Origin of the sequence: Maribacter sp. (genome assembly GCF_039968975.1) — a bacterium.
Taxonomy (GTDB): domain Bacteria; phylum Bacteroidota; class Bacteroidia; order Flavobacteriales; family Flavobacteriaceae; genus Maribacter.
Genome location: NZ_JBDVOT010000181.1, coordinates 1 through 12,780, shown reverse-complemented (window position 1 = coordinate 12,780; position 12,780 = coordinate 1). Strand labels below are relative to the sequence as shown.

Sequence of the window (12,780 nt, the reverse complement as noted above, 5' to 3'; positions counted from 1 at the left end):
GATAATGAAAAGCGTTCTATCTGGGCAAAAGTATTACAGAGAAGAGGTGAAATGGGGTATCCATATATCTTCTTTAAGGATAATGCTAACAATGGTGCTTCTGATGTGTACAAGGAAAAAGGACACAAAATTCATGCGAGTAACCTATGTACAGAAATTATGTTACCATCAAGTGACGAGTGGTCTTTTGTATGTGTATTATCTTCTGTGAACGTTCTTCATTATGATAAATGGAAAGATACAGATGCCGTAGAAACTATGGTATTCTTTTTAGATGCAGTTATTACTGAGTTCTGTGAGAAGTTAGAAGTATACCGTGACTCAGAAAGTCGTGAAGATCGCCAAACGTTCATGTTTATGGAGCGTGCATATAACTTTGCAAAAGATAACCGTGCTTTAGGTTTAGGTGTATTAGGATGGCATTCACTATTGCAATCTAAAATGTTACCTTTCAACAGTCAAGAGGCATATAATTTGAATAGTGAAATATTCAAAACAATAAAAGATAAATCTTACAGCGCTTCTGCGGAGTTAGCCGATAAATTTGGCGAACCAGAAGTATTGAAAGGATACGGTAGAAGAAATGCAACATTGAACGCAATTGCTCCAACAACATCTTCTGCATTTATCTTAGGTCAAGTATCTCAAGGTATTGAGCCAATTTGGTCTAATACCTATGTAAAAGATATCGCTAAGGTGAAAACTACGATTAGAAATCCTTTCTTAGTTGAGTTGTTAGAAGAAAAGGGAATGAATACTACAGCGGTTTGGCATAGCATTCGTGATTTTGATGGGTCTGTGCAACATTTAGATTTCCTATCAGATTTGGAGAAAGACGTATTTAAAACATACTCTGAAATTGATCAAATGGATATTATCTATCAAGCAGCGAACAGACAAAATCATATTGATCAAGGTCAGTCAGTGAATATTATAGTGCACCCAGATATGCCGGTAAAAGAAATCAATAAGATTCATGTAACTGCATGGAAATTAGGTTTGAAATCATTGTACTACCAGCATAGTATGAATGCAGCACAAAAATTTAAGCAAAAGAAAGATTGTGCTAGTTGTGAAGCGTAATTAGTGCTATTAGAGTAAAATTTAGTTAATAATATAAACTGGTGTTTTAGTGAACAAAAATGTTCTACTAAGGCACCAGTTTTTTTGTTTTATGATATAAAAAGGTGAATTATTCTTAATAAGTAATTTCTTTAAAGAAGTTGTTGTTCTTTTTTTAAAAGGACTATATATGTTAAAAACCAGGTTGAATTAAACCTTTTTATATTTCGCTTGTCCTAATTAATTGTCTTTATGATAACCTACTATACTTATTTTTATATAGATGGTAATTAGGTGCTAAAACCTTGTTAAATATAGCTTAAGATATCCCCAAAATTGGTGATTAGGTTTAGATTTGTTAGCTACCAAACTAACTAAATTCTATTCCACCACCTATGAAAACAAAATACATTGTTTACAGTATATTGTTAATTGGTATTATCTCATTAATTGTATACCGAATAAACGCCAATAGCGAAATAGGAGCTCAAAAAACTTCAGAACAAACGACTTCTGCTACTACTGTAAAAGGCTTGATATTACAACCACAAAAATTTAACGACAATATTTCTCTTTCTGGTACTATTGAAGCCAATGAGCAAATAGAAATTAGAAGTGAAGTATCTGGCGTAGTCGAGAGCATTAATTTTAAAGAAGGTAGTAAAGTAGTTCAAGGTCAAGTATTATTTAAGGTAAATGATATTGAGCTACAGGCACAATTGTCTAAAGTAAGAACTGCACAGAAGTTAGCTTCAGAAAATGAACGAAGAGCAAAATTGCTTTTAGAAAAGCAAGCCATTAGTCAAGAAGAATATGAAATTGTAAGTGCAGACTTTCAATCTGCGAGTGCAGAGTCTCAGTTAATACAAGCGCAATTGTCTAAAACAATTGTAAGAGCACCTTTTTCAGGTACCATTGGTTTACGTTCTATTTCAAAAGGAACTTATGTAACACCAATTACGCCTATCGCTAAATTGGTAAACACCAGTAAACTTAAAATTACATTTTCGATACCAGAGAAATACGCATCAGAAGTTGGTATAGGTTCCAACTTAACGTTTACTACTTCAGATTCTAAGATGGAGCATGATGCAAAGGTGTATGCAGTAGAGCCAGAAGTTGAAATAGCGACTAGGACTTTAAAAATGAGGGCAATTGCAGAAAATAGTGAAGGTAAATTATATCCTGGTACTTATGCAAATGTAATGCTTCCTTTAGAAAGTGTTGATGATGCTTTGATGGTTCCCTCAGAATCATTGATTCCCGTTCAAAACGGAAAACGAATTTTTATTTCCGAAAAAGGTAAAGCAAAAGAAATAGATGTTGAGATAGGAGCTCGTACGGGTAATGAAGTCCGGGTATTAACAGGCTTAAAAGTAGGTGATACCATTTTAACCTATGGTGTTATGGCGTTAAAAAATGGAACACCTATAACGGTAGATTTTGACCAAACCGAAACTCAAACTGCAGAATAATGAATCTATCTACCTTAAGCATAAAGAGACCGGTTCTGACAATAGTAATGAACCTGACCTTAGTTCTGTTTGGAATTATTGGTTATACCTATTTGGGTGTACGAGAATTTCCTTCTATTGATCCGGCGCAAGTATCGGTAAGGACTACTTATTCAGGAGCCAATGCAGATATTATAGAATCGCAGATTACAGAACCTTTGGAAAAAGCTATTAATTCTATTGATGGTATACGCAATATTACATCGTCAAGTGTACAAGGGTCAAGTTCTATTAGTATTGAATTTAATTTGGATAAAAATCTAGAGGATGCTGCTAACGATGTCAGGGACAAGGTAGCGCAAGCGGTAGGAAGTTTGCCAGAAGATTTGGATGCTGCACCTGTAGTTTCAAAATCAGATGCCGATGCACAAAGAATACTTTCAATGACCGTACAGAGCGACGGCAAGAATATTCTGGAGCTTTCAGATTATGCTGAAAATGTAATTGCTCAACGTATTGAAACCATACCAGGTGTTAGTAGCGTTCAGATATGGGGGCAGCGTAGATATGCCATGCGTCTTTGGATTGATCCGTTAAAACTTTCATCATATGGTTTAACTGTTTCAGATGTACAAGAGGCATTGTTGGCACAGAATATAGAGTTACCATCGGGAAAATTGACCGGTGATAATACGGAGCTCACTGTTAAGACTATAGGTAATCTTAATACCGAAGAACAGTTTAATAATATCATTATCATGGCAGATAATGAAAAACTGGTTCGTTTAAGTGACATAGGTAAAGCCTCATTAGAAGGTGAAAATATGGAGACCAAAATGAGCGATTCTGGTCAGCCAATGGTGGCAACTGCCGTAATTCCACAACCAGGTACAAACTATTTGGAGATTGCCGATGCCTTTTATGAGGAATATGAAAAGCTAAAACAAGATTTGCCGGAAGGGTTTAAGTTGAATGTGGTAATCGATGATACTGTATTTGTGAGAAGAGCGGTAACTGAAGTAGCAGAAACCTTACTTATTTCTATTGTACTGGTAATTCTTGTAATTTTTATCTTCTTTAGAAACTGGTCTATGGCAATGAGACCATTAATTGATATTCCTGTATCCTTGATAGCAACTTTTTTTATCATGTGGTTGTTTGGCTATTCCATAAATGTGTTAACATTGTTAGCTATTGTTCTTGCTACAGGTTTGGTAGTGGATGATGGTATTGTTGTGACCGAAAATATATATAAAAAAGTAGAAGAGGGTATGAGCCCTATTGAGGCAGCTATAAAAGGTTCTAATGAAATATTCTTTGCCGTTATTTCAATATCAATAACCTTGGCAGCGGTATTCTTACCAGTTATATTTTTAGAAGGATTCGTTGGTAGGCTTTTTCGTGAGTTCGGTGTAGTATTGGGTGCCGCTGTACTAATTTCGGCATTTGTTTCACTATCATTAACACCTATGTTAAATGCGTACCTAATAAAACCTGGTAAGCAAAAGCAATCTAAATTTTATCATGTTACCGAGAAGTACTTTTTAAGAATGAATCACTCGTATGCAGAATCTTTACGGGTATTTATGAAGAGAAAATGGATGAGTTTTCCAATTTTGGTGGGATGTTTAGGGCTTATAGGTTTGTTCTATACTTTGCTACCTAAAGAAACGGCACCTTATGATGATCGTAGCTTTATTCGCCTAAATGTAAATGCTCCTGAAGGATCATCTTATGAGTATATGGATCGGTTAATGACAGATATTACAGAGTTGATAAATGATTCCGTTCCTGAGAAAAAAGTAAGCCTGGTGCTTACTTCTCCTGGTTTTGGTTCTTCTTCGGTAAATAGTGGTAGAGCAAATATAGCCTTGGTAGACCCAAGTGAAAGGGAACGCTCTCAGAAAGAGATAGCCAATGATTTGGGAGAGTGGGCTAAAGCATATGTTGGAGGTAAATCAAACGTATCTGAACGACCTACAATTTCAGTAAATAGGAGGGGAGGACCACCGATACAGTTTATTATTCAAGCTCAAAACTTTAAAAAATTAGAAGAGAATATTCCTGTATTCATGGCCGAAGTGGAAAAAGACGAAACCTTTTCATTTGTAGATGTGAACTTAAAATTTGATAAACCAGAAATTTATGTGACCATTGACCGCGAAAAAGCAGAGACATTAGGAGTATCCGTAATTGATGTAGCAGAAACATTACAATTATCATTAAGTGGTCAGCGATTTGGGTATTTTTTGATGAATGGAAAACAGTATCAAGTAATTGGGCAATTTGATAAGGAAGATAGGGATGCCCCGATGGATTTGACCTCTATTTTTGTTAAGAATAAAGACGGATTATTAATTCAGTTAGATAATTTAGTTCAGACATCAGAACATAGTAGTCCGCCTCAGCTATATCATAATAATAGGTATATGGCAGCTACGGTATCCGCTAACTTGTCGCCAGGTAAAACTATAAATGACGGTATTGAAGCAATGGAGCGTATTAAAGATAAAGTTTTAGATGAATCTTTTACTACGGATTTAGGAGGAGAATCAAGAGATTTTGTGGAAAGTGGTTCAAACACCCTTTTTGCCTTTGGTTTGGCGCTTCTTTTAATATTTCTAATTTTAGCCGCTCAATTTGAAAGTTTCGTTGATCCGTTTATTATCATTTTAACCGTACCTATGGCGGTTGCAGGAGCCATGTTCTCATTGTGGTTATTCGGTCAATCTTGGAATATTTTTAGTCAAATAGGTACTATAATGCTAATAGGTCTAGTAACTAAAAATGGAATTCTAATAGTAGAGTTCGCAAACCAGCTACGAGAAGAGGGTCTTGCAAAAAGAGAAGCTGTTTTACAAGCATCAGAATCTAGATTGCGACCTATTTTAATGACTAGTTTAACCATTGCACTTGGGGCATTACCCATTGCATTATCGCTCGGTGCTGCATCAACTAGTAGAATAGGTATGGGTGTAGTTATTATTGGCGGTACTATGTTCTCGTTAATGTTAACCTTATTTGTGATACCCGCACTTTATATGTTGTGGTCTAGAGAAAAAGTAGAAAGACCTGAATTTAAAGAGCTTGAAACATATTAAAATGAACTACTTGAAATATACTACCCTCATATTATGTTTTTTTGTATTCAATTGCTTTGGGCAAGAGGTACTTACAATGCAAGACGCAGTAAAAATTGCTGTAGAGAATAATTACCAAATAATTACTGCAGGTAATAATTTAAAAATAGATTCGCTATCTGTGAGTCCGGGTTTTGCAGGTATGCTACCAAGTATTGAAGCTACTATTGAAGATAATAATAGCATTCAAAATTTATCTCAAACACGATCAGATGGTTCTCAAGAAGAACAAGATAATGCCAAGAATAATAGTCTAAATTACGGAGTAGCTTTAGATTGGACGCTATTTGATGGTTTAAGCATGTTCGCTAATTACGAACAATTAAAACAGAATAAAAATTTAGGAGAGGCAGAGTTAAAACAGGTGATTCTGACCAAAGTTGGTGAAGTGATGATTACTTATTATGATTTAGTACAGCAGCAGCAGCAGTTATCTGCTTTGGATAGCACTATATTAATATCTAAACAAAGGGTTGAATTAGCTCAAAACAGGTTTTCTATTGGTAAAGCTTCTAAGCTAGAGGTATTAAATGCAAAAGTAGATTTGAATACAGATTTAACTTTAATGCAGCGACAAAAAGAGACATATGCCAATACAAAGATTGAACTTAACCAACAATTAGCTAGAGATATCAAAACTAAATTTAAGGCAATACCCGAAATATTTGTAGATCAAAGTTTGTTGTTGCCAGATTTGGAAATGACGGTGATTACTAATAATCCGCAATTAAATGCGCAAAGAATAAGTAAAAGAATAAGTGAGTTAGAACTTAAACAAATTAAAGCATCGAGATACCCAACTGTTTATGTAACCACAGGTTATGATTTTGGTAGTTCAGAATCTAGTTTAGGTTTTACCACAAGTTCAGAATCTAATGGTTTTAGCTATGGTTTTGGAGCAAGGTTAAATTTGTTTGACGGTTTTAATCAAAATAGAAATGAAAAGATTGGCAAGTTAGAATTGCAAAACGCCACCATTGCCATTGAAGAACAAGAACAACAATTATTATCTTTGTTAGGTACTACCTATCAGACCTATTTAACTAATATTAGCCTTATAGAACTTGAAGGTAATAACGAGGCTATCGCGAAAGAAAATTTAGATATTACAGTAGAAAAATTTAGAATAGGAATCATACCTACAATTGAGTTTAGAACGGCTCAATTAAATTATATTAATGCAAAAGTAAGATTTAGTAATGCTAAATTTCAGGCAAAATTATCAGAGATAATTCTAAGACAATTATCAGGTGATTTAGAAATTTAAAGAGCGCTATATTTTAAAAAGGCACTACAATTAATGAATCATAATTAATTGAGAAATATATTTGAATATTATTTTTTACGTCTCCGTTTACTTTTAATAAAGTCTAATAATTTACCTGAAAGAAAAGTGATTGCTAGGCTTTTAATAGTCCCTTTTTGACTAAAAGTTGCACCTAGTCCTTGTCTTAATTGTTGTGGTACTAGATCCGTTTTGGCGCTATTAAACTGAAGTTTAATGCTTTCTTGTGCAATTTGACGTTGAAGATTAAGAACTTTCAAGCGCTCATCTATCTCCTCAAAAGAATGGTATTGCTTGCTCATAATCAGTCAAAATAATATTTAGATAAATTTTTAAGTACAGGTTTGTTTAGTTGTTCCCTGAATATATATAGCATAACTGTTATAATAATATAAAATCCAGAAACGATAATAAAACCTATGAAGTAGCTATCCATGAGTTCAGACAGCCACAAACAGGCTGCAAATGATAGAAACAATAATGCAAATAGACTACTAATACCTATTAAAAATAGCTTTAACAGTCCAGTAGCATTTTTTGATAAGACCTTAAATATTTTAAGTCTATAGTATTCGTCGCTATGATTTAAGTATGACCCCATTTCGGTTTTTAGTCCCATGAGGTCATTTTTGAATTCTTCAAAAGCCATAGCTTCTATTTATGTAGTTGAGCGTTTTGAGCTTTTAGTTCTTCTAGTTTTTGTTCTAACTTATCTATGATATCGTCAGCTTTATAGCTCATCGTTGAAATAGCTTCGTCTAATTTTCTGTCAAAAGCATCTTTCTGTTCATTGGCTGTTTTCGTTAGCTCATCTTTTGCGTGAGAAACTCTTTCAGCTATGTCATGACTGGTATCTTCAACTTTTCTTTTGATTCTATGGCGTGTTTCAGTTCCTTTTTCAGGTGCATATAAAATTCCTATTCCAGCACCAATAACAGCTCCGGTCAATAGCGCTAATAAAGTATTTCCATTATCGTTTTGCATAGTATTTAATATTTATCAGATTTACATTTCAAGATAAATTTAAACACTAAAAAATGCCTAACATATGATTTAAGTCATATATGAGAATTATGTAAGTATGATAGGAAAAGAGAATTACAATTTTATTTCATTGAAAATTAGTGAAGTAGCTCATACACCTGTTTGGCAATTTCTAATTCTTCATTTGTAGGGATTACTAAAATTTTAACCTTAGAATCTACGGTATTTACTTCTCTGGTATTTTTTGATCTTAGTTCGTTTTTTGAATCATCTAATTGAAAATTGAAATAATCCATGTCCTTACAAACAAGTTGACGCATTAGGCTAGAATTCTCGCCAATGCCTGCAGTAAATATGATGGCATCTAGTCCATTCATTGTAGCGGAGTATGCTCCTATATATTTTTTAATACGATAAGCATTCATTTCTAAAGCTAGAATGCAAGTAGCATTACCTTTACTGGCTTCTTCCTCAATATCCCGAAGATCGTTAGAACCTGTAAGACCTAGCATACCACTTTTTTTGTTCAATAATTCATTGACCTCATCTAGGCTATATCCTAGTGTATTCACCATGTAATAAATGATAGCATGGTCAATATCACCACTTCGAGTACCCATTATAAGTCCGTTAGAAGGAGCAAATCCCATACTGTGATCAATACTTTTACCGTCTTTAATTGCGGTAATACTGCATCCGTTTCCTAAGTGAATAGAAATAAGTTTTGTATTTTCTTTATTCAAATATTCATTTGCCTTTTCAGAAACATACTTATGGCTGGTACCATGAAAGCCATATGCTTGAATTCCGTTATTCTCATATAATTCATTCGGTATAGCATATTTTTTAGCCTTAACAGGAACGGTACCGTGAAAAGCAGTATCAAAAACAACCACTTGTTTTGCTGTTGTAAATATTTCTTCAGCCATTACGATCCCTTGTAAATTAGCAGGATTATGCAATGGGGCTAAACTAGAGAGTGTGTTAATTTTGCTTTTTACCTCTTCATCAATTAAAGTGGTTTCTGTATAATCACTACCACCATGAACCACACGATGCCCTATGGCATCAATATCATCGGTGCTATTAAGAACACCAATTTCAGCGTCTAATAAAAGAGAAGTAATACGTTCTAGACCGGCTTTATGGTTAGCTATTTCATAAATTTTTTCAACCTTATTAGCATCGGTTTTATAATTAGAAATGGCATCTTTACTACCAATGCGCTCTATGGCGCCAACGCAAATAACCTTTTTTGAAGGCATTTTTATTAATTGATATTTAATGGAAGAACTGCCGGAATTGATAATTAAAATATTCATTAAAGTTGGTTTAGAATCCTTCTGCTTGAATAGCAGTAATTATTACGGTATTAAAAATATCATCTACGGTACATCCGCGGCTTAAGTCATTAACAGGTTTGTTAAGCCCCTGTAGCATAGGACCTATTGCCAGTGCACCTGTCTCTCTCTGCACGGCTTTGTAGGTGTTGTTGCCTGTATTTAAATCAGGAAATATAAATACGCTAGCTTGCCCGGCTACCTCAGAATCTGGCAATTTACTTAACCCGACTTTAGCGTCTACTGCTGCATCATATTGAATTGGGCCTTCTACTTTAAGATCTGGTCTTTTTTCTTTAATGATTTCAGTTGCCTTTCTAACCCTATCTACATCTTCACCAACGCCAGAAGCACCAGAAGAATAAGAAAGCATAGCTACTTTAGGTTCAATTCCAAAAGCTGCACTTGTAGCGGCAGATGAAATAGCAATTTCAGAGAGCTGCTCAGAGTTTGGGTTAGGGTTAATAGCGCAGTCTCCAAATACCGTAACCCTATTGGGTAAGCACATAAAAAATATGGAGGACACAATTGAAACCCCTGGTTTGGTTTTTATAAATTGAAGCGCCGGTCTAATGGTATGTTGGGTGGTATGTACCGCACCTGAAACCATACCATCGGCATGCCCTTTATGAACCATCATAGTACCAAAATATGAAACATCTTCCATCAAATCTTTAGCCATTGCCAAGTTTACGTTCTTATGCTTACGTAATTCAAAAAGGGTAGAGGCATAGTCTAAAAATTGCTCAGACGTCGTTGGGTCTATTATAGCGATAGTATTGATATCTAAATCAATATCTAGTTCAGTGATTTTTGAGATGATTTGTTCTCTATTTCCTAAAAGAGTAATGTTAACGGCATCGGCATCTATAAGCATTTTGGTTGCCATTAAAATACGTTCATCTGAGCCTTCAGGTAACACAATATGCTTTTTAGAAGATTTAGCTTTCTGCAGAAGGTTGTACTGAAACATTCTAGGGGTAATGCCTTTAGCCTTAAAGGTGATTAACCGTTCAGCCAATTCTTTGGTAGGAATGTGCTTTTCAAATTCTTGTATAGATGTCTGTATTTTTTCAGTGTTTTCAGCATATATACGTGGTCTAATAGTCCCAATTTTGTTAGTAACATAGAACGTACCCCTTGCAACCGATAGAATAGGAATAATATCAGACAGACCTTCTATCAGTTTAATGATAGACTCCTCTGGAAGTAAGCCTCCGGTTAAAACAATACCAGAAAGGCTAGGGTAATTTGTTGAGATGTTGGCTTGTAGCGCGCCTAAAATAATATCTGCACGATCACCAGGTGTAATCACCAGACTATCATCTTTTAGATGTGTAATGTAATTACGTAATTGCATTGCACCAACACTAAAACTTCCTACTTGATTGTTGATATAATCTTCACCAAAAAGAATCTTGGCATCTAGTTCTTGGGCAATTTCTTTTAATGTAGGGCTACCTAAAATAGTGTTTACAGGTATGGTGCCTACTAAAACATCATCAGGTAATTTTTCTTTTAATCCGTTAGAAACAATAGTAACATTTTCTGGTTGTACTTTGTTTGCTACTATTAACAAGACGTCTACACCTTTTTCTTTAAAAGAATCATAGGCCATGTATAGGTTACCTACTAGTTCATCTAAAGTTTTATTTTTTCCACTTGCTAGAATTACTGCGGGTATACCTAAGTTTTTTGCAATAAGCACGTTGATATCCCATTCAATTATTGCGCCTTCTCCGGAAAAATCAGTTCCTTCCACTAAAACGAAATCGAACTTGTTTTCTATGGTTTTATACTTGTGTATAATATGCCCTACAATTTCATCATCTTTATCTTGGTTTTTTAATTGAACCACCTGGCTACGAGTATATGCAAAAGCCTCTTCAGGTTTCATATCTACATTGAAGTAGCTTAAAACAGTGTCAATATGGTTGTCTGTATTACCATTGGGAACTTCGTCTATAATAGGTCTAAAATAGCCAACTTTAGCAGTTCTGCCCAAAAGAAGTTGCATGAGACCAAGTGAAACAATTGATTTTCCACTGTTGGGCTCTGTAGTAACAATATATATAGCTTTACTCACGAATAAATGGGATTAGTGTTTAACAAATTTATAGGATTATTTAAGGGTAAGGAACATCTGAGTTAAAATCTGACATTTTCTTTTAAAGATTCTAATATTTTAAACAGAATCTGCTTAAAAATAGTCTCAAACTCTATTTTTATAGGCTCAAAAGTATAGCACGAAGTAATTTTTAAATATGACTTTAATCATATTTCTATATGTAGTAGACATAGATTCTAATCATTATTCTCTAATCTAACTTATCAACATATTTTTAATTTAGATAAACGGTGTCCTTACAGAAGCACAATTTTTAGTAAATGGTACGTTTAGCTATTAGAGGGAAACTTATTTTAATCACTGTGCTTGAACAATTTTATCGTTTATAGTTTCTTGTGCTGTTTTGATTTAAAATTAAAAATTATGAAGCAATATCTAGTTCTATTACTGTTGTTAATGACTGCTTCAGGTTCAGTTTTAGCCCAAGATTGGCAGACAGACCTAAATGTAGCTAAATATATAGCCAAAACAAATGAGATGCCTATTATATTGGTGTTTCAAGGCTCAGATTGGTGTGCGCCTTGTATTAAATTAGATAGGGCGGTATGGTCTACAGATAAGTTTAAAGAGTATGCGGATAAGCATTATGTGATGTTGCAAGCAGACTTTCCGCGTAGAAAGAGCAATGCATTACCAAAGGAGCAATTGAATAAAAATAAAGCTCTAGCAGAAAAGTACAATAGGCAAGGAATATTTCCATTTGTTGTGGTAATGAATGCAGATGGTGAAGTTTATGGTGAAACCAGTTACAAGAAACTTTCACCGGAACAATACATTGCAGAACTAAATTCATTCATAAAATAGCTTGAAAAAACTATTTCTCATATTGATGATAACTTCTGTTGGGCAGCTATTTGCCCAAGAGCCTTTTAAGCGTACCATGAAATTAATGGGTAGCCGATTTGATATTACGGTCGTGGCTAAAGATCCTGTTGAAGGGGATGAGTATATGGATTTGGCTATCAATGAAATAAAGAGAATAGAAAACCTAATATCTTCTTGGGACCCAGATTCACAAACATCAGAAATTAATAGAAATGCAGGAATTAAACCGGTCAAGGTTGATGCTGAATTATTCAATTTAATACAGAGGGGAATAGGTATTTCTAAGCTGACAGATGGTGCTTTTGATATTAGTTATGCCTCTATGGATAAAATCTGGAAGTTTGATGGCAGCATGACTACAATGCCCAAAGATGCTGTGGTAAAAGCATCTGTTTCTAAAGTAGGCTATCATAATATAGTTTTAGATAAAGACAAACATACCGTCTTTCTTAAGTTAACAGGAATGAAAATTGGTTTTGGAGCCATTGGTAAAGGGTATGCCGCAGACAAGGCAAAAGAACTACTAATTTCTAAAGGAGTTGAAGCAGGGATCATAAATGCT

At 34.5% G+C, this 12,780-nt stretch carries 10 protein-coding genes and 1 pseudogene; 6 read left to right on the top strand and 5 right to left on the bottom strand.

Annotation, left to right across the window (positions count from 1 at the left end; genetic code table 11):
- The 4 genes and pseudogenes from ABJI11_RS12155 to ABJI11_RS12140 form a co-directional block, all read left to right on the top strand.
- Window positions 1–1,083, top strand: a pseudogene (locus tag ABJI11_RS12155) (ribonucleotide-diphosphate reductase subunit alpha); the annotation flags it as partial.
- A 374-nt stretch (window positions 1,084–1,457) separates the two neighbouring features.
- Window positions 1,458–2,537 (top strand): efflux RND transporter periplasmic adaptor subunit, encoded by a 1,080-nt coding sequence (locus ABJI11_RS12150; RefSeq protein ID WP_348352494.1) that lies wholly within the window; start codon window positions 1,458–1,460, stop codon window positions 2,535–2,537.
- Window positions 2,537–5,617, top strand: coding sequence for an efflux RND transporter permease subunit (locus tag ABJI11_RS12145; RefSeq protein WP_348352492.1), 3,081 nt, complete (start codon window positions 2,537–2,539; stop codon window positions 5,615–5,617). Before ABJI11_RS12150 ends, ABJI11_RS12145 begins: the two co-directional genes overlap by 1 nt.
- A 76-nt stretch (window positions 5,618–5,693) precedes the next feature.
- A complete protein-coding gene (locus tag ABJI11_RS12140; RefSeq protein ID WP_348352490.1) occupies window positions 5,694–6,923 on the top strand; it encodes a TolC family protein in 1,230 nt (409 codons plus the stop codon).
- A gap of 68 nt (window positions 6,924–6,991) precedes the next feature.
- On the opposite strand, the gene ABJI11_RS12135 is transcribed toward ABJI11_RS12140, so the two are convergent.
- From ABJI11_RS12135 to pta, 5 genes are all read right to left on the bottom strand, one after another.
- Window positions 6,992–7,243, bottom strand: coding sequence for a DUF6327 family protein (locus tag ABJI11_RS12135; RefSeq protein ID WP_348352488.1), 252 nt, complete (start codon window positions 7,241–7,243; stop codon window positions 6,992–6,994).
- A 2-nt stretch (window positions 7,244–7,245) separates the two neighbouring features.
- Complete coding sequence (locus ABJI11_RS12130; protein ID WP_348352486.1) at window positions 7,246–7,590, bottom strand: phage holin family protein; 345 nt, start codon at window positions 7,588–7,590, stop codon at window positions 7,246–7,248.
- Between the two features lie 5 nt (window positions 7,591–7,595).
- A complete protein-coding gene (locus ABJI11_RS12125; protein WP_348352484.1) occupies window positions 7,596–7,925 on the bottom strand; it encodes a YtxH domain-containing protein in 330 nt (109 codons plus the stop codon).
- Between the two features lie 137 nt (window positions 7,926–8,062).
- Entirely contained in the window at window positions 8,063–9,247 is a 1,185-nt protein-coding gene (locus ABJI11_RS12120) for an acetate kinase (protein WP_348352482.1), read from the bottom strand.
- A 10-nt stretch (window positions 9,248–9,257) separates the two neighbouring features.
- Window positions 9,258–11,351, bottom strand: coding sequence for a phosphate acetyltransferase (pta, locus tag ABJI11_RS12115; protein ID WP_348352480.1), 2,094 nt, complete (start codon window positions 11,349–11,351; stop codon window positions 9,258–9,260).
- A 405-nt stretch (window positions 11,352–11,756) separates the two neighbouring features.
- On the opposite strand from pta, the gene ABJI11_RS12110 reads away from it, so the two are divergent.
- On the top strand, window positions 11,757–12,197 hold the full coding sequence (locus ABJI11_RS12110; protein ID WP_348352478.1) for a thioredoxin family protein: 441 nt from the start codon (window positions 11,757–11,759) through the stop codon (window positions 12,195–12,197).
- 25 nt (window positions 12,198–12,222) lie between these two features.
- Window positions 12,223–12,780 (top strand): FAD:protein FMN transferase (locus ABJI11_RS12105; RefSeq protein WP_348352496.1); only part of this gene is annotated, 558 nt, incomplete at its 3' end.

Coding starts and splice junctions, on each gene's coding strand:
- ABJI11_RS12120 (WP_348352482.1), bottom strand. CDS start 9,247: ATGAATATTTTAATTATCAATTCCGGCAGTTCTTCCATTAAATATCAA.
- ABJI11_RS12125 (WP_348352484.1), bottom strand. CDS start 7,925: ATGCAAAACGATAATGGAAATACTTTATTAGCGCTATTGACCGGAGCT.
- ABJI11_RS12150 (WP_348352494.1), top strand. CDS start 1,458: ATGAAAACAAAATACATTGTTTACAGTATATTGTTAATTGGTATTATC.
- ABJI11_RS12135 (WP_348352488.1), bottom strand. CDS start 7,243: ATGAGCAAGCAATACCATTCTTTTGAGGAGATAGATGAGCGCTTGAAA.
- ABJI11_RS12145 (WP_348352492.1), top strand. CDS start 2,537: ATGAATCTATCTACCTTAAGCATAAAGAGACCGGTTCTGACAATAGTA.
- ABJI11_RS12140 (WP_348352490.1), top strand. CDS start 5,694: ATGCAAGACGCAGTAAAAATTGCTGTAGAGAATAATTACCAAATAATT.
- ABJI11_RS12130 (WP_348352486.1), bottom strand. CDS start 7,590: ATGGCTTTTGAAGAATTCAAAAATGACCTCATGGGACTAAAAACCGAA.
- ABJI11_RS12110 (WP_348352478.1), top strand. CDS start 11,757: ATGAAGCAATATCTAGTTCTATTACTGTTGTTAATGACTGCTTCAGGT.